23 protein-coding genes and 2 pseudogenes are annotated in these 20110 nt (G+C 32.2%); 9 read left to right on the plus strand and 16 right to left on the minus strand.

The window, feature by feature from the left end; genetic code table 11:
- Nucleotides 1–306 precede the first annotated feature (306 nt).
- The 3 genes and pseudogenes from Q0075_RS00910 to Q0075_RS00920 all read left to right on the plus strand — a co-directional run.
- Nucleotides 307–450 (plus strand): annotated as a pseudogene (locus Q0075_RS00910) (fumarate hydratase C-terminal domain-containing protein); the annotation flags it as partial.
- Between the two features lie 120 nt (nt 451–570).
- Complete coding sequence (locus tag Q0075_RS00915; protein ID WP_297867874.1) at nt 571–819, plus strand: type II toxin-antitoxin system ParD family antitoxin; 249 nt, start codon at nt 571–573, stop codon at nt 817–819.
- On the plus strand, nt 812–1105 hold the full coding sequence (locus Q0075_RS00920) for a type II toxin-antitoxin system RelE/ParE family toxin (protein ID WP_297867875.1): 294 nt from the start codon (nt 812–814) through the stop codon (nt 1103–1105). Before Q0075_RS00915 ends, Q0075_RS00920 begins: the two co-directional genes overlap by 8 nt.
- Nucleotides 1106–1307: 202 nt before the next feature.
- On the opposite strand, the gene Q0075_RS00925 is transcribed toward Q0075_RS00920, so the two are convergent.
- The 5 genes from Q0075_RS00925 to Q0075_RS00945 all read right to left on the minus strand — a co-directional run bounded on the left by Q0075_RS00925 (nt 1308) and on the right by Q0075_RS00945 (nt 3755).
- Nucleotides 1308–2135 carry a hypothetical protein gene (locus Q0075_RS00925; RefSeq protein WP_297867876.1) on the minus strand — a complete coding sequence of 276 codons (828 nt, stop codon included), beginning with the start codon at nt 2133–2135 and terminating at the stop codon, nt 1308–1310.
- Nucleotides 2136–2380: 245 nt separating this feature from the next.
- Nucleotides 2381–2695, minus strand: a complete 315-nt coding sequence (locus Q0075_RS00930; RefSeq protein ID WP_297867877.1) for a hypothetical protein — start codon at nt 2693–2695, stop codon at nt 2381–2383.
- Between the two features lie 5 nt (nt 2696–2700).
- Complete coding sequence (locus tag Q0075_RS00935) at nt 2701–2955, minus strand: hypothetical protein (protein ID WP_297867878.1); 255 nt, start codon at nt 2953–2955, stop codon at nt 2701–2703.
- Nucleotides 2956–2965: 10 nt separating this feature from the next.
- Nucleotides 2966–3418, minus strand: a complete 453-nt coding sequence (locus Q0075_RS00940) for a hypothetical protein (RefSeq protein ID WP_297867879.1) — start codon at nt 3416–3418, stop codon at nt 2966–2968.
- Between the two features lie 16 nt (nt 3419–3434).
- A complete protein-coding gene (locus tag Q0075_RS00945) occupies nt 3435–3755 on the minus strand; it encodes a hypothetical protein (protein ID WP_297867880.1) in 321 nt (106 codons plus the stop codon).
- Between the two features lie 109 nt (nt 3756–3864).
- Here Q0075_RS00945 and Q0075_RS00950 point away from each other — a divergent pair, with 109 nt between their 5' ends.
- The gene (locus Q0075_RS00950; protein WP_297867881.1) at nt 3865–4215 is read left to right on the plus strand and encodes a helix-turn-helix transcriptional regulator; all 351 of its coding nucleotides are present in this window, start codon (nt 3865–3867) and stop codon (nt 4213–4215) included.
- Between the two features lie 200 nt (nt 4216–4415).
- Here Q0075_RS00950 and Q0075_RS00955 read toward each other — a convergent pair whose 3' ends face one another.
- From Q0075_RS00955 to Q0075_RS00995, 9 genes are all read right to left on the minus strand, one after another.
- On the minus strand, nt 4416–5582 hold the full coding sequence (locus tag Q0075_RS00955; RefSeq protein WP_297867882.1) for a class I SAM-dependent rRNA methyltransferase: 1167 nt from the start codon (nt 5580–5582) through the stop codon (nt 4416–4418).
- A gap of 132 nt (nt 5583–5714) precedes the next feature.
- Nucleotides 5715–6371: a CoA transferase subunit B gene (locus tag Q0075_RS00960; protein WP_291264252.1), complete on the minus strand. Its 657-nt coding sequence runs from the start codon at nt 6369–6371 to the stop codon at nt 5715–5717.
- A gap of 40 nt (nt 6372–6411) precedes the next feature.
- Nucleotides 6412–7110 (minus strand): CoA transferase subunit A, encoded by a 699-nt coding sequence (locus Q0075_RS00965; protein WP_297867883.1) that lies wholly within the window; start codon nt 7108–7110, stop codon nt 6412–6414.
- Between the two features lie 18 nt (nt 7111–7128).
- Nucleotides 7129–9420: a transglycosylase domain-containing protein gene (locus tag Q0075_RS00970; protein WP_297867884.1), complete on the minus strand. Its 2292-nt coding sequence runs from the start codon at nt 9418–9420 to the stop codon at nt 7129–7131.
- A gap of 1 nt (nt 9421) precedes the next feature.
- The gene (locus Q0075_RS00975) at nt 9422–9919 is read right to left on the minus strand and encodes a gliding motility lipoprotein GldH (RefSeq protein ID WP_297867885.1); all 498 of its coding nucleotides are present in this window, start codon (nt 9917–9919) and stop codon (nt 9422–9424) included.
- Nucleotides 9900–11063 (minus strand): regulatory iron-sulfur-containing complex subunit RicT, encoded by a 1164-nt coding sequence (gene ricT / locus Q0075_RS00980; RefSeq protein WP_297867886.1) that lies wholly within the window; start codon nt 11061–11063, stop codon nt 9900–9902. Before ricT ends, Q0075_RS00975 begins: the two co-directional genes overlap by 20 nt.
- Before the next feature lie 180 nt (nt 11064–11243).
- Nucleotides 11244–11474, minus strand: a complete 231-nt coding sequence (locus Q0075_RS00985; RefSeq protein ID WP_297867887.1) for a ferredoxin — start codon at nt 11472–11474, stop codon at nt 11244–11246.
- Nucleotides 11474–12715: a peptidase U32 family protein gene (locus Q0075_RS00990; RefSeq protein ID WP_297867888.1), complete on the minus strand. Its 1242-nt coding sequence runs from the start codon at nt 12713–12715 to the stop codon at nt 11474–11476. Before Q0075_RS00990 ends, Q0075_RS00985 begins: the two co-directional genes overlap by 1 nt.
- Nucleotides 12715–14073 (minus strand): rhodanese-related sulfurtransferase, encoded by a 1359-nt coding sequence (locus Q0075_RS00995; RefSeq protein ID WP_297867889.1) that lies wholly within the window; start codon nt 14071–14073, stop codon nt 12715–12717. The genes Q0075_RS00990 and Q0075_RS00995 overlap by 1 nt, the downstream gene beginning before the upstream one ends.
- Before the next feature lie 167 nt (nt 14074–14240).
- Between Q0075_RS00995 and recA the strand changes: the two genes are divergently transcribed.
- The 4 genes from recA (at nt 14241) to Q0075_RS01015 (ending at nt 17954) form a co-directional block, all read left to right on the plus strand.
- A complete protein-coding gene (gene recA / locus Q0075_RS01000; protein ID WP_297867890.1) occupies nt 14241–15245 on the plus strand; it encodes a recombinase RecA in 1005 nt (334 codons plus the stop codon).
- A gap of 100 nt (nt 15246–15345) precedes the next feature.
- Nucleotides 15346–15756 carry a membrane lipoprotein lipid attachment site-containing protein gene (locus Q0075_RS01005; RefSeq protein WP_297867891.1) on the plus strand — a complete coding sequence of 137 codons (411 nt, stop codon included), beginning with the start codon at nt 15346–15348 and terminating at the stop codon, nt 15754–15756.
- A 12-nt stretch (nt 15757–15768) separates the two neighbouring features.
- On the plus strand, nt 15769–16311 hold the full coding sequence (locus tag Q0075_RS01010) for a sigma-70 family RNA polymerase sigma factor (protein ID WP_297867892.1): 543 nt from the start codon (nt 15769–15771) through the stop codon (nt 16309–16311).
- Nucleotides 16308–17954, plus strand: a complete 1647-nt coding sequence (locus Q0075_RS01015; RefSeq protein WP_297867893.1) for a hypothetical protein — start codon at nt 16308–16310, stop codon at nt 17952–17954. The genes Q0075_RS01010 and Q0075_RS01015 overlap by 4 nt, the downstream gene beginning before the upstream one ends.
- An 89-nt stretch (nt 17955–18043) precedes the next feature.
- Here Q0075_RS01015 and Q0075_RS01020 read toward each other — a convergent pair whose 3' ends face one another.
- Nucleotides 18044–18784: a lysophospholipid acyltransferase family protein gene (locus Q0075_RS01020; protein ID WP_297867894.1), complete on the minus strand. Its 741-nt coding sequence runs from the start codon at nt 18782–18784 to the stop codon at nt 18044–18046.
- Nucleotides 18785–18913: 129 nt separating this feature from the next.
- Between Q0075_RS01020 and trpS the strand changes: the two genes are divergently transcribed.
- The gene (gene trpS, locus Q0075_RS01025) at nt 18914–19882 is read left to right on the plus strand and encodes a tryptophan--tRNA ligase (protein ID WP_297867895.1); all 969 of its coding nucleotides are present in this window, start codon (nt 18914–18916) and stop codon (nt 19880–19882) included.
- 67 nt (nt 19883–19949) lie between these two features.
- Here trpS and Q0075_RS01030 read toward each other — a convergent pair.
- Nucleotides 19950–20110, minus strand: a pseudogene (locus Q0075_RS01030) (DNA-protecting protein DprA); the annotation flags it as partial.

The raw sequence follows: 20110 nt of genomic DNA on the forward strand, positions 1-20110 counted from the left end.
TGTACTAATTTTTAGTGTTTTGAGCAACTTTTTTTATAATGCACTACGGGTTAATGTTATTAAAAATATACATAAAATTCTTAATAAAAAATTTGCTTTCATTAACTTATTTTTTTAATTTATTCAACAAATATAAATAATTATTTTAAAAAAAATACATATTATATAAAGAGCTTTAAATTTAAAATCGATTTTTATATTTTTAAATCCTATTTAGCTATTACCTAAAATTATAATAACATTATTAATTTTGGAAATACTATGCTTGTAATAAACACTCCGGATTCAATTTAAAATAGCTCTCTCGCTATTTTAGCAAAAGAAAATATTTTAGTAGATTTCCCAGAATTAGGAATGGAAGCCGTTAGAAAAATTGAAGTAAAAGATTTCCCTGCATTTATTATTACCGATGATAAAGAAAATGATTTCTTCTCTGCATTGAGTCATTAGAAAGAAAATGGACAAACCTGTGAGTGAAAAGACTTGCAGGTTTTTTATTTATAATTATCTTGTTGCTTTTGAAAATAGTTTGGATAATTACCAAAATTTGGTAACTTTGCCAAAAAAACCATGGGAAGAAACACTTCGATATCATTAGGTAATCATTTTGAAAGTTTTATTGAAACAACTGTTTCTAAAGGGCGTTTTAGTAATGCAAGTGAAGTAGTTCGTGCTGGACTAAGACTTTTGGAAGAGGAAGAAAATCGAATTTTAGTGTTGCGTAATGCAATTCAAGAGGGCATTCAAAGTGGCAGAGCTACAGATTTTGATCCCAAAAAACACTTAGAAACACTTAAATCTAGAAAAAATAATGGCTAAGTTTTACTTAACAAATAAAGCCGTTGAAGATTTAGGAGAAATTTGGAATTACACTATTGAAACTTGGTCTGAAAACCAAGCTGCAATTAATTATTCATTACTTATTGATTCTTGCCAAGAATTAGCCACTGCACCAAATCAAGGAAAACCCTATGAGATAATTGAAAAAAATATATTAGGATTTCGAGTAGGACAACACCTAATTTTTTACAAAATTATAACAGAAAAAGAAATTGAGATTATCAGAATTTTACACGGAATGATGGATTTAAAAAATCATTTATAAGATTTTAATTTTAAAATATTCCGTGCTTTTATTACTGATAATATAAGGGAATGATTTCTTCTCGGCATTGAGCCATTAAGAATTTATTCCATAAAACAAACCCTGACAAAGTTTAAAACTCTAACAGGGTTTTTTATTTTCTCCTGCAAGGTTTCCAAAACCTTGTAGGTGTTTATTAATTTATTTAATATTTGATTTTATCCTATTTTATTAGCTCAATTTTAGTTATTTTGTTAATCGGATAATCATATTCTCCCTCAACAGTAATCCAATGGATTTTAAATTTTTTGTTAACATATAATTTATTTGGTCCATTATCTCCAATTAAGTTGTAGGTTTCAGGTATATCCGTAAAATAATATTCTTTACCATTATCATCAGTAAAAGTATAACTATCATTTTCGATGTATTCATAATTTTTATATTCAGCAAATAACTTCTTCTCATTGCTTTTGGAAGTTATAATTTCTTTTGTTTTATTATTATCAGGATTTAATTTCACATCCTTTGTTGAAACAACAGAATCTTTATCATCAATAGAAAGAATTTTTTTTATTTTAAGAAATTTTTCAGGAGACAAAGTTAAATTAGAAAAATGAACCCAACTAGGTCTACCGTCGTCTGTTAATCCAGCACCTGTAATTTGACATCTTATTGTATTAGGTCTCTCATTATCGATTATTTCAAAAGAAAACTTTGCGGCATTTGAAGAGCCATCAGTGTCCCAATCAGCTATTATTTCGTAAGTGTTATTTGAATGATTTTCTTTTAATTCAAAATTTGTTAGCTTGCCATCTTCAACAGCATCATATCCTAATGCAGAATAGTCTACTCTACAAAAACTTCCATCTTTTTCTAACTCTATTAATGCTTCTCCGTAAGCATATCCAGATCTATGAGTGCCTTTAAATAAAAAACCACTAACTTTTAAACATTCTTCAAGCTTTGTTTCTGCTGAACTTTGACAACCTACAACTATCAAAAGTAAGTTGAATAAAATAATTTTTGTAAATGTTGATTTCTTTTTCATATTATGTGTTTTTTGTTAATTTGTTATATAATTTTATGAGAATCAATATTATTATAAAATTTCTAAAAAAATATCCCGACCAATTTATTCCTTTATAATTAACCCAAGTTTTTGGTAAATTCCAAAAAAAAGCAGAATCCGAACAACCGTTAATAGGATACGTATAACAGAGATATGAATATGGAAAATAAAAAAAACAAATTAAAATTATAATCAATGAAACTATTGCTAAAATCCCTTTCATTTTATTTCTCTGATTTTGGATAATATTTCAGATGATCTCTACCTTTACCTTCAAAACTTCCATGTTTACACATTTCATATGAAACTTGTTGTATGTAATCTATAGAAATTTGATCACTTGGCATGTCTAACATAATATCTTCTTTTACTTTATCTCCACAGTCCTCTAATTTATCTAAATCTACATCACTAGGTATTCCAACAGAAGCGCTAATTGCTTTGCTAGAAATTACCTCACACTCACAATATGTTGGCTTAGTACAACTGTTTAGTATAATTAGAATAGTTAAATTCTTAACTAAAGAAATTATCTTCATTTTAATTAGTTTATTTTATCGTTATTATCTTGAATCTCTTCCTCTAATGTTCCATAAATACCATCATTATTAATATCTCTTAACTCGGTGTCATTTATGCCATCTCCATCTGTATCAATCCACATAGATTCCAAGGGTTCTGAGTTATTTAGATTTTCGGTATTACTATCACTAATTTCATCCAAAAAATCAACCCCTAATAATTTTAAAATTGAGTAAACAAAACCAACTTTTGCAAGAACTGAAATAATTTTTTTCATAATATAATTTTTAATTATTCTTTGGATATATTCCTACTATATTTACAATTCTATATTCATCATCAATCCATACTGCAAAAACTTTAGTTTCATAAACTTTAGTTTCAAATTTATATGAAAGAATACCTCTAATTGTTTCTCCCACTCCTTTGCTTTTAGTTTTATATTTAAAATCTATATACTCGATTTTATTCCATTCTATTTTTTCTTCATTATTTTTTACTATAATTTCATTTTGATTATCTAATATCTCTTTTAAATATTCTTCGCTATTCCCTAAATTTTTTGCTTCATTAATTGAAAGTAAATAATTTGAATAGGTATCCTTGTCCATTTTAGTAATATCCTTTTTAAGAATTTCAAACACCTGTTCCCCTATTTGATTAGGTTCAGTTATTTTTTTGGTACAACTAGTAATAAAAACAATTATAGCTGTTAAAAATAAAATTTGCCTTTTTTTCATGATTTAATTTTTATTTTTAGAAATTATTTTTAGAAATTATTTTATCAAGTGTGTCATTTGGAAAAACATCTAGAACAAGTTTAGCAACATATGGGCAATGTTGTGTTTGAGGGCATTCTTCCCAGTGTGTTAATGAATAATAACCAACTGCTCTTAAATTAACTTTATTATGAGTTTTTAAATAATTAGCTCTATTAATAACAGCAATTATTAATGAATTATCAATGGTGGCTTCTGTTTGTTTTTCAACAGTAAATCCATATTTTATTTTCAATTCGTCATTCAAATAAGAAAATTCAAAATAAGTTTCTTCACCAAGCGTTTTACATTTTTCCATAAAAATTTACATTTCAAACAAAAATACCCCACAACCTCAAAAAAAATTTGAAAAATATTTCTTAATTTGATTAATTTATTCTAATTTTGAACTATTAATTCCTGTTATTATGATACAACAACCTGAAATCAAGATCAAACAAATTCGTGAATTGAAGAATTTTACGCAAGAATATGTGGCGCAACAACTGGGCTTATCTACCCGTGCGTATAGTAAAATTGAAACCGGAGAAACACAATTAACGATTAATCGATTGAATGAAATTAGTGCTATCTTAGAAGTTCAACCAATGGAAGTTTTAGGGTTTGATGATAAAAAAATTTTCAATATTAGCCATTCAACAGGAAATAACGGTTATAATAATATTATGTATCCTGAAAAACTTATTCAGCAGTATGAAGAAACCATTCAATCGTTAAAAGAACAAATTGCGGTGATGAAATTGTTAATGGGTAAATAATTATGTTTTTTGTCAAGCTGAACTCGTTTCAGCTTCAAGTTTTAGATATTCTGAAACAAGTTCAGAATGAAAAACAATGCATAAAATACGGAATACTAAAAACTGAATACTTTAAAGTCTTTGAGATTCTGAAACAAGTTCAGAATGAAACTATTCACAAACCACTGAACACTTCAAACTGAACACTGAACACTTCCAAACTATTCCACAAACAACACCAATCCTTTTAAATAATGACCTTCTGGGTGATAAATATTAGTTGGATGATCTGGGCCTTGATCTAATTTGTGTAAAACTCGGATGTTTCTTCCGGTTTCTATGGCAGCTGCAGCAACGGTGTTGTAAAATAAAACATCGTCAATGACTTGAGAACATGAAAACGTGAATAAAATTCCGTTTGGTGCTAAGGCTTTTAATCCGGCAATGTTTAAACGTTTGTACGCTTGCGTTGCGGTGTGTTTGCTTTTGATGCTTTTTGCGAATGCTGGCGGATCCAATACAATCACATCATAAATTTGATGATTTTCTTTCATGAAGTTGAACACATCATCTGCAATGGCTTTGTGATTGGCGTTTGGGAAATTTAATTCCATATTACTGGCTGCCAAATCTACCGCTTTTTGAGAAATATCTACTGAAGTTACCAATTCAGCTCCAGCGCTCATGGCGTAAAGTGAAAATCCGCCTGTGTAACAAAACGTGTTGAGTACTTTTTTGCCTTTTGAGAATTCGCCTAATAATTTACGGTTTTCGCGTTGGTCTAAGAAAAAACCTGTTTTTTGTCCTTCTACCCAATTTACCGAAAACAAAATGCTGTTTTCTTTGGCTACCGCTTCTACTTTGTTTCCGAATAAGAAATAATCAGTTCCTGTATTTGGTAAAGTTCCTGAACTTTTGCAATAAATGGTTTCGCAATACTCCGAAAAATTTGATTTTATCGCTTCGGCAATTTGCTCCATTTGAAGAAAAATTCCTGTAGAATGCGCTTGAATTACCCAATTTTTATCATAATAATCAATAATTAATCCTGGAATGCCATCGCCTTCTCCATGTATGACACGAAAAGCATTGGTTACTTCTAAATCCAATAATTTCAAACGTAAATTCCAAGCCGATTGCAATTTTTCTGTCCAAAAGTTTTCAGAAAAAGTTTCATCACCAAAAGTCAAAATACGAACTACAATACTTCCTTTGTTACTAAAATATCCTGTTCCTAAATGATTGTTTTTCGAATCGACTACATCCACCATTTCGCCATCGTTTATTTCGCGACTCACCCCGTAAACCGCACCACTAAAAATCCAAGGATGACGACGTTGAATTGATTTTTCTTTTCCTGATTTTAAAATTACTTTTGGAAAACTCATTCTTTTGAAAATATTACCGCGGATTCGCTGATTGTTATTTGTTTTTAAATTAGGTTAAATAGAAGTAAAACGCAGATCCACAGATATTAAAAATTGTAATCTGCGAATCTGCGGTAAACTAAAAATTCATTATTAATCTATTTTCATTTCCGGAATATCTCCTTCTATGATTAAATTAGCTTCTGTTGCTTTGATGATGTCTTCAACTGAAACCCCTGGTGCGCGTTCTAACAATTTGAATCCTTTTGGTGTGATTTCTAAAACCGCTAATTCCGTAACGACTTTTTTCACACACCCAACACCGGTTAAAGGAAGCGTACATTTTTTCAATATTTTCGATTCTCCAGCTTTGTTAACATGCATCATGGCTACGATAATATTTTCTGCCGAAGCTACTAAATCCATAGCGCCACCCATTCCTTTTACCATTTTTCCTGGGATTTTCCAGTTGGCAATATCTCCGTTTTCAGAAACTTCCATTGCTCCTAAAATCGTTAAATCTACTTTTTGCGCACGAATCATTCCGAAACTAAATGCTGAATCAAAGAAACTTGCTCCAGGTAAAGTTGTAATGGTTTGTTTTCCTGCGTTGATGATATCGGCATCTTCTTCTCCTTCAAAAGGGAAAGGTCCCATGCCTAAAACTCCATTTTCCGATTGAAATTCAACTGAAATATCCGTGCGAACATAATTGGCAACTAAAGTTGGGATTCCGATTCCTAAGTTTACATAGTAACCGTCTTTCACTTCTTGTGCTATTCTTTTTGCTATATCTTCTTTTGATAACATAATTCTTTCTTTTTACTGAACACTAAAAACTGAACACTGATTACTTTTGACGAAAAGTTCTTTGCTCAATTCTTTTTTCAAATTTCTCACCTTGGAAAATACGGTTTACCATAATTCCTGGAATGTGAATTTCGTTTGGATTTAAAGTTCCTGCTGGTACTAATTCTTCAACCTCAGCGATAGTGATTTTTGCAGCACCTGCCATACAAGCGTTGAAATTACGAGCTGTTCCTTTGAAAATAAGATTTCCAGCTTCGTCACCTTTCCAAGCTTTTACGATTGAAAAATCAGCTTTGTACGCCAATTCCATTACGTGCATTTTTCCGTTGAATTCACGTGTTTCTTTTCCTTCAGCTACTTCTGTTCCGTAACCTGCTGGGGTAAAGAATGCTGGAATTCCGGCTTGTGCAGCACGACATTTTTCAGCTAAAGTTCCTTGAGGTGTTAATTCCACATCTAATTCACCTGAAAGCATTTGACGTTCGAACTCTGCATTTTCTCCTACATAAGAAGAAATCATTTTTTTGATTTGACGTTTTTGTAATAACAATCCCAATCCGAAATCATCCACACCTGCATTGTTAGAAATACAAGTTAGATTGGTTACATTTTTGCGAACTAATTCAGCAATACTATTTTCAGGAATACCACAAAGACCAAAACCACCTAACATGATGGTTTGTCCGTCTTGAATTCCTTCCAACGCTTCTTGAACGTTATTTACTTTTCTAGAAATCATATTTTGGTTTGTTGTTGTTTATAATCCGAATTCGTCCATATTAGGTTCATCTGTTGGAACCGCTGTTGAATCAACAACTTTTTTAGGTGTCCAACAATCTACTTTAATTTTTAAATCATCTGGACGTTCAAATGGTTCTTTTGACACATCTAAATCGCTATCTGCATAACATTTCTTCATAAAAATTCCCCAAATTGGTAATGCAGTTGTAGCACCTTGCCCCATATGAGTAGATTTAAAATGCGCTGCTCTATCTTCATTTCCAACCCAAATTCCAGCTGCCAAATTTGGCACCATTCCAATAAACCAACCATCTGAGTTGTTTTGAGACGTTCCTGTTTTTCCTGCAATTGGATTCCCAAAACTATAATCGTATTGTATAAATCCACCACCGCCCCATTTTAATCGAGCTCCAGTTCCTGATTGCGTTACTCCTTCCATCAATTTTATAACGGCATAAGCCACATCTTTATTAACCACATCTTTTGTAACTGGCATTGGTTGATCAATTACTACTCCGTTTTTGTCTTCAATTTTAATGATAAAATTAGGTTTTACATAAACCCCTTGATTAGCAAATGTACTCATAGCACCTACCATTTCTTCAACCGTAATATCTACGGCTCCTAATGCAATGGATGGCTGAACTGGAATTTTTGAGGTAATTCCTAATTCTTTCGCCATATCAGCAACAGCTTGAGGTCCAACTTTATCAATTAATTTTGCTGATACTGTATTTACAGAATTAGCTAGTGCTTTTTGAAGTGTTATGGTTCCTCTGTAATTTCCATCAGAATTTTTTGGAGACCAATCGGCATCAATTCCCCATTTTCCTTTTGGCATCGTGAAATAACTGTCGATGATAGAATCACATGGCGACATTTGTAATTGTTCAATAACCGTTGCATATACAAATGGTTTGAATGTTGAACCTACTTGTCTTGCTCCTTGACCTACGTGATCGTATTGGAAATATTTGTAGTTAACTCCTCCTACCCAAGCTTTAATATGACCTGTACGAGGTTCCATAGCCATCATTCCAGTTTGCAAGAAATGCTTGTAATAAATGATGGAATCTCTAGGTGTCATAATCGTATCTCTTTCACCATTATAAGTAAAAATCTTCATTTTTGCTGGTACCGAAAACGATTTGACAATTTCATCTTCCGTTTTTCCATTCAAATCCATTTTTCTCCATCGCTCTGAATTTTTCATCGCTTGGTTCATGATTTGTTGGGTTTGTTCTGGAGTAATATCAACAAAGGGAGCGTTTTCTTGGTCTTTCTTGCCTTCGAAAAATTCTTTTTGAAGATTTTTAAGATGTTCATAAACTGCCTCCTCAGCATATTGTTGCATTTTGGAGTCAATAGTCGTGTAGATTTTTAAACCATCACGGTACAAATCATATTCGGTTCCGTCGGGTTTTAAATGGTCTTTCACCCATTTTTTCATATAATCTCTTAAATATTCTCTAAAGTAAGTAGCGCTACCTTCTGAGTGGCTTTCTGGTTTGAAATCTAGTTTTACAGGTAGTTTGCTCAACTCAGCCTTTTTAGATTCCGAAATGACGCCATTTTTTACCATTTGTCCTAAAACCGTATTTCTTCTATCCAAAACTAATTGTGCTCTTTTTTTACGATTTGGATTGTAAAGCGATGGATTTTTAAGCATTCCAACAAACAAAGCCGATTCTTCAATAGTTAAATCTTTTGGTTCTTTGTTCATGTAAATTTTAGCTGCTGAACGAATTCCAACTGCTCCATTTACAAAGTCAACTTGATTTAAATATAATGCGATGATTTCTTGCTTGGTGTACTGACGTTCCAAACGAATGGCAATAATCCATTCTTTTACTTTTTGAATTACCCTAAATAAAATGAATTTAGAACCTTCTCCATGGAATAAGTTTTTAGCTAACTGCTGGGTTAACGTACTTGCTCCTCCATCTCTACCTAATCGAACAACAGCACGTAAAGTTCCTTTGGCATCGATTCCTGAATGTTCATAAAAACGTTCATCTTCTGTAGCCACCAAAGCTTTCACTAAATGCTGTGGAAGTTCATGGTATTTCACAGGTGTTCTGTTTTCTTTAAAAAATTTTCCAATAACAACTCCATCTGAAGAAATAATTTCAGTTGCTACATTTGAATCTGGATTTTCCAAATCATCAAATGAAGGCATCTTTCCAAAAAATCCCCAAGACGCAAAAAGGAATAATAAAATTACTCCTAAAAATCCGTAGGCAAATAATTGCCAAAATTTTCTTTTATACTCTGAAAAATCTTCTGTATTTGCTTTTTTAGTAGCCATACTATTTTATTTTTTCAATTCTTAATCCTAACTCTGTAATTCCTTTAAGTTCTGAGACGCCATCCACTTTCCCAGTTTCTCTCACCGCCTGAACCACCTCAACATTGTATTTTCCAGCTCTCTTGAACTTAAAATTTTCCAAATACCACAATTTGCTTTCTTTCACATCAGAAAAACCTTCACCTAACAAAGTTCCATCTGGATTTGCCATTAAATACTCTAACGTATCCACTTTAATTGTTGGCTTTTGTCCAGGCTCTTTCATGGTTACAATCAAATACATATTGCTAAACGGATAATCATTATTGTTTCTCACATTTAAAAACAAGTGATACGGATTCACTGTGTCTTTTTGTTCAAATGTAAAACGCAAAGTGTCTGATTTTTTCCAAGAACCATCTAACTCTTTGTATTCGCTAAAGAATTGCTTTTCATCACAAGAGAAAAAAAGCATTGTTATCATCAGTAATCCAATGAATTTACTCTTTTTTTGGTGCATTTTTAAAATTTGAAGGTTTACGTTTTTTGTTTTTATTGTTTTTCTTCTTCTTAGGTTGGTCAAAACGAGTTAAACTATCTTGTCCTACCACATTTTCGAATTTTTTCTCTACTTCTTGAGTGCTTTCTACCACATAATCTTCTAAGGCAGCTACTTTCTCTTTCTTTTTATTAATTGCAACAATTTCTTTTACTTTTGATACGGGTAAAACCAACCATTGTGCTGGTGCATTGGCATAAGCAAACCACATAATTTCTTTGAAAATATCTACTTTTTGGCAATATGCATCTCCTTTTTCGGTATATAACTTGGTATCCATATCTGGAAAATCTTTTAGAGCATCCAAATACGTATCCAATTCATAATTCAAACAACACTTTAATTTACCGCATTGCCCCGCTAATTTTTGTGGATTTAATGATAATTGTTGGTAACGCGCTGCCGAAGTATTGACACTTCTAAAATCGGTTAACCAAGTAGAACAACACAACTCTCTTCCGCAAGAACCAATTCCTCCCAAACGAGCAGCTTCTTGACGAAAACCTACTTGCTTCATTTCGATTCTAATCTTGAATTCTTGTGCAAATTCTTTAATCAATTGACGGAAATCTACACGATCATTTGCGGTGTAATAAAACGTGGCTTTTGAACCATCGCCTTGAAATTCTACATCCGAAATTTTCATTTCTAACTTCAAATGAATAGCGATTTCACGAGCTCGCATACGAACCGATTCTTCTTTATTTCGAGCTTCAGTCCAAATATCAATATCGCGTTGTGATGCTTTCCTGTAGATTTTAGCTAGTTCCTTATCGGGATTTTCGCCTTTCTTTTTCATTTGAATTTTTACCAATTCGCCTGTCAAAGTTACAATTCCGATGTCGTGTCCTGGTGAAGCTTCAGTAGCGACAATATCTCCAATAGCTAAAGTTAGCTTTTCTGTATTTCTAAAAAATTCTTTTCTTCCGTTTTTAAAACGAATTTCAGCCGCATCAAATGGTTCTTGACCACCTGGCAACGTCATATTTGACAACCAATCGAAAACCGAAAGTTTGTTGCAGCTATCGGTGCCACAAGTCCCGTTATTATTACATCCTTTTGGTGTGCCGTCTTTAGCACCCGTGGAACAGTTCGTACATGCCATAATTTTGAATATATGTTGATTGTCCGTTTGTTGGACTACGTTTCTAAAATGTTTTTGAGCGTAAAGATATTGATTTTTTGTGGAAACTTTCAAAAATCAATCTCGAAGTTCGCCAAAAAGAAAAAACCTATCTCATTATAAAACGAAATAGGTTTTCATATAGTATTGTAAAACAAAAATTTAAGTTTCTTTTATGGTAATAATATGCACCGGACAAGCTTTTGCTGCTAATTCACAATTTTCAACAATCGTATGGTCAGCCGATTTTAAAGTGTGAAAACCTTTGGCATCAACTGATTTAATTAATACTGATTTTCCGTCTTTTTTGGACATTTGAAATTGTGCTGGCGCCATTTCAACACAGTAATTGCAACCAATGCATTTGTCTCTTTGAAGCGTAACAACAACCATTAGTTTTCTACAATTTTATACATTTTGTCCGATAAACGAATACGGAACGGCACTTTTAAAGTGCAACTATCGCCTTTAGTTGCTTTTTCCGAAGTTACATCATTCACGAAGAAATCTTCTAAAATTAATTCTTGCGCTCCGGTTGACGGACCCGTAATTAAAATTTTATCACCTTTTTTAATGTCGTAAGCTTCGATTTTGAATTCAGCGATGCTTGATTTTGGGAAATAATGCATTCCTTTACCCACATATACTTTCTTTTGAGTAGCATTAGAACCTGGATTGTCTGACCATTCGCCTAATTTTTGTCCCAAATAATACCCACTCCAAAAACCACGATTGTAAACGGTTGCCAAAGCTTCCATCCAAGTATTGATTTTTTCTTTCGTAAACGTTCCTTCATAATACGAATCGATAGCTTCTCGATAGGTTTTGATAACGGTTGCTACATAATCTGCTGCTCTTCCGCGACCTTCAATTTTTAATACCTTAATGCCTGAATCAATAACTTGATCTAGAAAATCTAAAGTACACAAGTCTTTTGGCGACATCATGTATTCGTTATCAATTTCGATTTCAAAACCAGATTCTTGGTCGATAACTGTATATTTTTTACGACAATTTTGTTTGCAAGCACCACGATTGGCAGAAGAATTATGCGAATGTAAACTCAAATAACATTTCCCTGAAACTGCCATACACAAAGCACCGTGACCAAAGATTTCGATTTCTACTAAATTACCACTTGGTCCTTTGATTTGCTCTTTTTCGATGTCATCGGTGATTTTCTTCACTTGGCGTAAACTCAACTCGCGAGACAATACAATCGTGTCAGCAAACATCGCATAGAATTTTACGGTTTCGATATTAGTAACATTCAATTGAGTGGAAATATGCACTTCCATTCCCATCGTACGAGCTGTCATAATAACTGCTTGGTCAGATGCGATTACCGCCGTAATTCCTGCTTCTTTTGCTTTAGTCAAAAGTGTTTTTACAATCGATAAATCATGATCGTAAATAATAGTATTTAAAGTTAGATAGGTTCTAACGTTTTTTTCTTTGCAACGACGAGCAATTTCTGGCAAATCGTTTAAAACGAAATTCACCGTTGCACGAGCTCGCATGTTTAATTGTTCTACACCAAAATAAATTGAGTCGCAACCATTATCTAAAGCTGCTTGCATCGATTCGAAATTTCCTGCAGGCGCCATTAATTCTATTCTTCCAGAAGTTGTCATTAGCTGATAATTTTAAATAATTTATCGGATAATCTTACTCTAAAAGGCACTTCAAAAGTTACTTTATCGCCAACTTTTGCCGAAGAACTTTCTGTTCCGTTTACGAACATTTTTTCTAGAACCAATTCTTGATTTCCAGTTGTTGGTCCCGAAATTAGAATGCTGTCACCAACATTTAGTTCTTGATTTTCTATAACGAAAAGGCCTACTTGTGCTTTCACATAATAATGTTCGGCTTTACCAAGCAATACTTTTTTTACTTTTATTTTCTGACGAATGTCTTTTGTTTTTTCTGCTACAGCCAAAGGTTTGTCTGACAATTCACCTGAATGTTTGAATTTTAAATTTTCCGATTTTCCTTTTCGGAACACTTTATTACCCACTTGTTTTCCTCTACGAAGTTTTACTTGTTCGGCTAATGGCAAATGCGTGATTTCTAAACATTCTGTAGAACAACAATTTTCCATGGCTGCTTTACATTCGTCACATTGGATGAACAATAAGTGACAACCATCATTCAAACAATTCGTGTGATTGTCGCAAGGTTTTCCACATTGGTGACATTGCGAAACGATATCATCAGTAATCCTTTCGCCTAATCTGTGGTCGAAAACGAAATTCTTTCCAATGAATTTACTTTCCAAACCTTCTTCTTTGATTTGTTTCGCGTAATTAATAATTCCGCCTTCAAGTTGGAAAACATTTTTAAAACCTTGGTGTTTGAAATACGCCGATGCTTTCTCGCAACGAATTCCTCCGGTGCAATACATTACCAAGTTTTTATCTTCTTTGAAATCTTTTAATTGTTCGTTAATAATTGGTAACGATTCACGAAAAGTTTCTACATCTGGAGTAATTGCACCTTTAAAATGACCGATTTCACTTTCGTAATGATTTCTGAAATCTACTACAATCGTGTTTGGATCTTCTAAAATTTGATTGAATTCTTTCGCTTTTAAATGCACTCCGATATTGGTTACGTCAAACGTTTCATCGTTTAAACCATCGGCTACAATTTTATCACGGACTTTTACGGTTAGCTTTAGAAATGAATGGTCATCATGTTCTACAGCGACATTCAAACGAATGCCTCGCATAAAATCATACGCTTCCAAAGTTTCTCTAAAAGCTTCAAAATTTTCTGCTGGAACACTCATTTGAGCATTGATACCTTCTTTGGCTACATAGGTTCGACCAAGAGCATCGAGTTTGTTCCATTCGATAAATAAATCGTCGCGAAATTTTTTAGGATCTTCAATTTTGGCATACGCATAGAAAGATAATGTAAGGCGTTGTTTTCCGGCTTCATCAATTAATTGAGCTCTTTCTTCTGCGCTTAAGGTGTTGTACAGTTGCATGCTATAAACGTTTAAGTGAGAAATAGGTTATGAATTCTAAATGGAAGAATTCGGGCACAAAGGTAATAAAATTGATTAAAAATCAAATCTTTAATAGCCTATCAAAACATATTAACAATTTTTGTATCGAATAAAAAAAGATGTATTTTTACGAAAAATATTTTATTATGAGCTCAGATAAAGACGCAAAATTAAAAGCCTTACAACTAACATTAGACAAACTTGACAAAACGTACGGAAAAGGAACCGTAATGAAATTAGGTGATAGCGCTGTTGAAGAAGTAGAAGCTATTCCGTCAGGTTCATTAGGTGTTGATTTGGCTCTTGGTGTAAACGGTTACCCGAGAGGAAGAATCATAGAAATCTACGGACCAGAATCGTCAGGTAAAACCACGTTAACATTACACGCCATTGCAGAAGCTCAAAAAGCGGGTGGAATTGCAGCATTTATTGATGCTGAGCACGCATTTGACCGTTTTTATGCTGAGAAATTAGGGGTTGATATTGACAATTTAATTATTTCGCAACCAGATAACGGTGAGCAAGCATTAGAAATTGCTGAGAGTTTAATTCGCTCAGGAGCTGTTGATATTGTTGTAGTTGACTCGGTTGCTGCTTTAACTCCAAAAAGCGAAATTGAAGGCGACATGGGTGATTCTAAAATGGGATTACATGCTCGTTTAATGTCGCAAGCTTTGAGAAAATTAACAGGAACGATTCACAAAACCAATTGTACGGTATTTTTCATTAACCAGTTACGTGATAAAATTGGAGTTATGTTTGGAAATCCTGAAACCACTACAGGAGGAAATGCCTTGAAATTCTATGCTTCGGTTCGTATTGATATTCGTAAATCGACTCAAATTAAAGATGGTGATAACGTAATTGGAAATAGAACTAAAGTTAAAGTGGTTAAAAACAAAGTAGCACCACCATTTAGAACAGCTGAATTTGATGTTATGTATGGAGAAGGAATTTCAAAAGTTGGTGAAATTTTAGATTTAGCCGTTGAATTTGAAATCATCAAGAAAAGCGGTTCTTGGTTTAGTTATGGCGAAACCAAACTTGGTCAAGGTAGAGATGCTGTTAAAGTTTTAATTAAAGACAATCCAGAATTAATGGATGAATTAGAACAAAAAATAAAAGAAACCATTAAAGAAAATAATGGTTAACAAATTATCCCGATTTATTCGGGATTTTTTTTTTGTAATTTAACGCAACCTTTTGTTGTTTTTTTAATCTAACTTATATTGAATTAAAATGATTTCTAAAATGAAAAAAATTTTTATTTTACTTCTTACTTTGTTTATTGTTTCATCATGTAGTGTTGAAGAAAGTGAACGTTTTTACTATGTTACATTGCCTGTTGAAAGTGTAGATATGCCAACGGAGTTTGTAATGGGAGAAACGTATCAAATTAGAATTAGTTATCACAAACCTAATAGTTGTCATGGATTTTATGGATTTGTGTACGAGAAAAACTTAAATGTAAGAACAATCGCCGTTCAAACAGTCGTTTTTGAGGATAATAGAAACTGTACTAGTTATAATGAAAATGAAAATTTTGAAGAATTTTTAAATTTTAAGCCCACAAATAATGGTACTTACATTTTTAAATTTTGGCACGGAAAAGATTCAAATGGGGATGATATTTTTTTAGAATATGAAATACCTGTAATTTAAAAATAAAAACATTTGATAATTGAGCAACTCATACATGAATGTATTAAAAACAATATCAAGTCGCAAGAACAACTTTACAATTTATTGGCGCCAAAGTTGTTTACTGTGTGCTTGAAATACTCACGTAATTATGAAGAAGCTCAAGATAACCTACAGGAGAGTTTTTTGATCATATTTGAGAAAATAAGTCAATATAAAAACTCAGGTTCCTTTGAAGGTTGGGCAAAAAGAATAGTTATTAACTATGTTTTACAACAGTATAGAAAACAAAATATTTTTGAAATTGTTTCTGAGAAAATTCCAGCAGAAGAAGACATAGAAATTGATGATGATACTGTGAGTTTGGAATTTTTAACAAAAATAATTCAAGAATTACCTGATCGATATCGATTAGTTTTCAATTTATATGTTTTAGACGGTTATTCTCACAAAGAAATTTCTGAAATGTTGGAAATAAACATTGGAACTTCAAAATCTAACCTAGCAAGAGCAAAGGCGATTTTAAAAAATAAAATTGAATCAAAAAATAGTTTTGATGTAAAAAAAAGTAAATGAAAGAAAATAAAAATATAGAACGATTATTTCAAGAGAAATTCAAAGATTTCGAAGCATTACCGCCTGAAGAATCTTGGGATATTATTGCAAATCGTTTAAATGAAAAGAAAAAAAGAATTGTACCAATTTGGTTTCAATTTTCAGGAATTGCCGCTTCACTTTTCATAATCGGGTTTTTAATTTGGAATTTTTTAGGTGAAAATACCCCCATTAAAGTTCCAAATTCTGACAGCACAGTTGTAAATACGCAAGACTCTAAAGGAAAGTCAAATAATTCAAACATTACTTTACCTAATAACGAAGCAATTGTTTTTGATTCGCATTCAAATGAAAAAAAATTAAATAAAAAATCTAATAACTCAATCCTTCAAAATAAAGAAAATTCGATTGATAAAAAATTAGTTAATTCGGAGCTTAAAAACAATTCCATTGAAAGAAACGGATGGGTTTCAAATGAAAAATTAAATAACAATAGTAACTCAAATCAAAAAGGATTTAAAAAAGAAAAGAACAATTTCAAAAAACAATCTTCTTCTAAAGTAAATTTTGAAAAAGTTTTAGTAACTAATACAGAAAAAAACAAAACAAAAGGAAAACCAAAATCGAAGTTTAACAAAAACAATTCCGTTTTTGAAAACCTATTCGATGATAATAACGTAGTTAATAATAGTAGAGAAGATAAAACGCCTACTAATAAAGAAACAATTGATGCTTTTTTTGAAAATAAAACATCAAACACAACAACAATAAATAATAATGGTTTCATAACAAAACAAACAAACAATTCAGATGTTGTTGTTTCCAATAAAATAATTACTCAAAATAGTACACTAGTGGCTGAAATTTCTAAAGATACCAATCCGCTAGAAGAATTGCTCAAAGAAAAAGAGGCTGGGAAAAATGAAGATGAAAAAGAAGAAAAAAGAAATAAATGGGCGGTTAGCACAAATGCGTCGCCTGTTTATTTTAATTCATTAGCAGAAGGATCTTCTATTGATGAACAATTTAATTCTAATCGTAAGGACTATACAACAACTTTAAGTTACGGGATATCAACTTCTTTTTTTATTTCAAACAAATTGAGTGTAAGAGCAGGAATTAACAATATTAATTTAAGCTACAACACTAATGATGTTGTTTATGATTCAAAAATGAGAAGTGTAGAAAATAATGTTCCTAATATTTCAAGAAATGAAAAAGCTACAAATATTGTTTTTACTTCAAAAAACAATATAATTGAAACTCTTTCGAGCGATGTTGAAAATATTGCCATAACTGAAAATACTGGTTCCTTAAAACAAAATATAAGTTATATTGAAGTCCCTTTAGAAATTTCATATAAAATATTAGACAAAAAATTTAAAGTAGAAATAATAGGCGGAATGAGTACTTTATTTCTAAACAATAATAGCATTTCTTTATTAACTGATGGTATGGAAATGAATGTAGGAAAAGCAAACAATTTAAACAATATACATTTTAGTAGTAATGTGGGATTTGGCTTTAAATATAATTTTTGGAAAAGTTTTGATGCTAACTTCCAGCCTATGTTTAAATATCAAATCAATTCATTCAGTGAAAACTCAAGTAATTTCAAGCCTTATTTTATCGGCTTGTATACTGGGTTTAGTTTTAGTTTTTAAGCTTTGTTGGTTAAGCTTAAATTTTTAGTTAAGTTGTTTCATTTCTAGTTAAAATGAAACTGAGAAAGTCCAAATGCGTTTGGACTTTTTTATTTTAAATCCTCCAATAAAGGTTGTAAAATAATTTCTCTAACTTGTTGTTTCAGAGCATTTTTATCTTCTAAAGTTTTTCCTTTCGTTTCAATTATTGGATAAATTTTAGCACGCATTTTTCCTGGACTTCCGCTAAAAAAAGTATACGAAAAACGCTTTTTATTGTCGAAAAACACCATCGGAACGATTGGTAAACCATGTTCTAAAGCAATTCTGAAAGCACCGTCTTTGAATTCGTCTAATACTATATGTTCTTCTGGAACACCACCTTCGGGAAAAATACAAATGCTCAATCCTTGATGAATTCTTTTCTGAGCACGTTCAAAAACCGCATAGCGACTTTTGCTACTACTTCTATCAACTAAAATACAAACACGTTTATAGATAAATCCAAAAATCGGAATCTTCGCCAATTCTTTCTTCCCCACAAATACAAACGGATGATTTTTAACCGCAATCAACATCAACATAATATCGGTCATGGAAGTATGATTGGCCACTAACATATAACTTTTGCCATCTTCAAAAACTTCATCACCTTCAATTTTGTAATGGAATCCCATCCCTATTAAAATGAATTTGGCCCAAATACGTGCAATTTTAAAAAATAACGGATAGGTTTTCTCACTTAAAATCGTAGCCAAAATAAACGGAAACAACACAATAATTGGAACTAAAACCAAGATGTAAAACCAAATGCGATATAGAAGAGTAAGCGGATATTTTAAAAATTTCATTAAGCGTGATTATTTGATTTCCAAAAGTAATCATTTTAATAAAACACATCTCTTTTTACTTTTCTGTTTTTGCTTTACATTTGCATTTCTAAATAACAAATTAGCAGCGCTTAGCGTTAAAAAACAACTATGGCAAAAATCTTAACCGGAGTTCAAAGTACAGGAACCCCACACTTAGGTAATTTATTAGGAGCAATTATTCCTGCTATTCAAATGGCAAACAATCCTGATAACGAGTCTTTTCTTTTCATTGCTGATTTGCATTCGATTACGCAAATCAAAAATGGAGCAGAATTAAGACAAAATACGTATAGTGTTGCGGCGGCTTGGCTGGCGTGTGGTTTAGATACGAATCGTGTGGTTTTTTACCGCCAATCAGATGTGCCTCAAACTACTGAGCTTTCTTGGTATTTGAGTTGCTTTTTTCCGTTCCAACGTTTAACATTAGCACATTCTTTCAAAGATAAAGCCGATAGATTAGACGATGTTAATGCAGGATTGTTTTCGTATCCAATGTTAATGGCAGCCGATATTTTATTATATGATGCCGAATTCGTTCCTGTTGGGAAAGACCAATTGCAACATTTAGAAATTACGCGCGATGTAGCTTCGAGATTCAATCACCAAATGGGTGAAACGTTTGTATTGCCTGAAGCTAAAATCGATGAGCAAATCATGATTATTCCGGGAACAGACGGACAAAAAATGAGTAAATCGAGAAATAATTTTATCAATATCTTTTTAGATGATAAAGCGTTACTAAAACAAATCAAGTCCATTGAAACCGACAGCACACCGCTTGAAGAACCAAAAAATCCAGATACCTGTAACGTGTTTGCATTATACAAATTATTAGGTTCTACTGAACAAGTTGCCGATTTACGTGCCAAATACGAAGCAGGAAATTACGGCTATGGTCACGCCAAACAAGCTTTATTTGAATTAATCGTTGAGAAATTCAGAACCGAAAGAGAAAAATACAATTACTACAGCAATAACTTAGAAGAAGTAGACAAATTATTATTGGAAGGGGCCACAAAAGCAAGTGCTGTAGCAAATGGTGTTTTGAAAAGAGTGAGAGAGAAGTTGGGTTACTAATAAAACTCAAAATTCAATAAAGAAAACCTCAAAGTTTAGATGTCTAAATTTTGAGGTTTTTTATTTTTCAAACCACCTCAAACATCTTACCCGGCAAAGGACGAATCACGCCTTTTAATTCCATGTTTAACAAAATGGAAGAAATGCGATAAATAGGAAAATCACATTCTAAAGCGATGATGTCCATCATTTCTTTACCTGTTTTTTGAAGGTAATCGTAGATGATTT

Source organism: uncultured Flavobacterium sp. (genome assembly GCF_937967675.1).
In the GTDB taxonomy this organism is placed as follows: Bacteria; Bacteroidota; Bacteroidia; order Flavobacteriales; family Flavobacteriaceae; genus Flavobacterium.

Excerpts from the sequence above, each read along its gene's own strand:
- Q0075_RS00925 (WP_297867876.1), bottom strand. The coding sequence starts at position 2,135 with ATGAAAAAGAAATCAACATTTACAAAAATTATTTTATTCAACTTACTT.
- Q0075_RS00960 (WP_291264252.1), bottom strand. The coding sequence starts at position 6,371 with ATGTTATCAAAAGAAGATATAGCAAAAAGAATAGCACAAGAAGTGAAA.
- Q0075_RS00975 (WP_297867885.1), bottom strand. The coding sequence starts at position 9,919 with ATGCACCAAAAAAAGAGTAAATTCATTGGATTACTGATGATAACAATG.
- Q0075_RS00935 (WP_297867878.1), bottom strand. The coding sequence starts at position 2,955 with ATGAAAAAAATTATTTCAGTTCTTGCAAAAGTTGGTTTTGTTTACTCA.
- ricT (WP_297867886.1), bottom strand. The coding sequence starts at position 11,063 with ATGGCATGTACGAACTGTTCCACGGGTGCTAAAGACGGCACACCAAAA.
- Q0075_RS00945 (WP_297867880.1), bottom strand. The coding sequence starts at position 3,755 with ATGGAAAAATGTAAAACGCTTGGTGAAGAAACTTATTTTGAATTTTCT.
- Q0075_RS00930 (WP_297867877.1), bottom strand. The coding sequence starts at position 2,695 with ATGAAGATAATTTCTTTAGTTAAGAATTTAACTATTCTAATTATACTA.
- Q0075_RS01015 (WP_297867893.1), top strand. The coding sequence starts at position 16,308 with ATGAAAGAAAATAAAAATATAGAACGATTATTTCAAGAGAAATTCAAA.
- Q0075_RS01005 (WP_297867891.1), top strand. The coding sequence starts at position 15,346 with ATGAAAAAAATTTTTATTTTACTTCTTACTTTGTTTATTGTTTCATCA.
- Q0075_RS00940 (WP_297867879.1), bottom strand. The coding sequence starts at position 3,418 with ATGAAAAAAAGGCAAATTTTATTTTTAACAGCTATAATTGTTTTTATT.
- Q0075_RS00920 (WP_297867875.1), top strand. The coding sequence starts at position 812 with ATGGCTAAGTTTTACTTAACAAATAAAGCCGTTGAAGATTTAGGAGAA.
- Q0075_RS00965 (WP_297867883.1), bottom strand. The coding sequence starts at position 7,110 with ATGATTTCTAGAAAAGTAAATAACGTTCAAGAAGCGTTGGAAGGAATT.
- Q0075_RS00985 (WP_297867887.1), bottom strand. The coding sequence starts at position 11,474 with ATGGTTGTTGTTACGCTTCAAAGAGACAAATGCATTGGTTGCAATTAC.
- Q0075_RS00990 (WP_297867888.1), bottom strand. The coding sequence starts at position 12,715 with ATGACAACTTCTGGAAGAATAGAATTAATGGCGCCTGCAGGAAATTTC.
- Q0075_RS00915 (WP_297867874.1), top strand. The coding sequence starts at position 571 with ATGGGAAGAAACACTTCGATATCATTAGGTAATCATTTTGAAAGTTTT.
- recA (WP_297867890.1), top strand. The coding sequence starts at position 14,241 with ATGAGCTCAGATAAAGACGCAAAATTAAAAGCCTTACAACTAACATTA.
- Q0075_RS00970 (WP_297867884.1), bottom strand. The coding sequence starts at position 9,420 with ATGGCTACTAAAAAAGCAAATACAGAAGATTTTTCAGAGTATAAAAGA.
- trpS (WP_297867895.1), top strand. The coding sequence starts at position 18,914 with ATGGCAAAAATCTTAACCGGAGTTCAAAGTACAGGAACCCCACACTTA.
- Q0075_RS00950 (WP_297867881.1), top strand. The coding sequence starts at position 3,865 with ATGATACAACAACCTGAAATCAAGATCAAACAAATTCGTGAATTGAAG.
- Q0075_RS00995 (WP_297867889.1), bottom strand. The coding sequence starts at position 14,073 with ATGCAACTGTACAACACCTTAAGCGCAGAAGAAAGAGCTCAATTAATT.
- Q0075_RS01020 (WP_297867894.1), bottom strand. The coding sequence starts at position 18,784 with ATGAAATTTTTAAAATATCCGCTTACTCTTCTATATCGCATTTGGTTT.
- Q0075_RS00955 (WP_297867882.1), bottom strand. The coding sequence starts at position 5,582 with ATGAGTTTTCCAAAAGTAATTTTAAAATCAGGAAAAGAAAAATCAATT.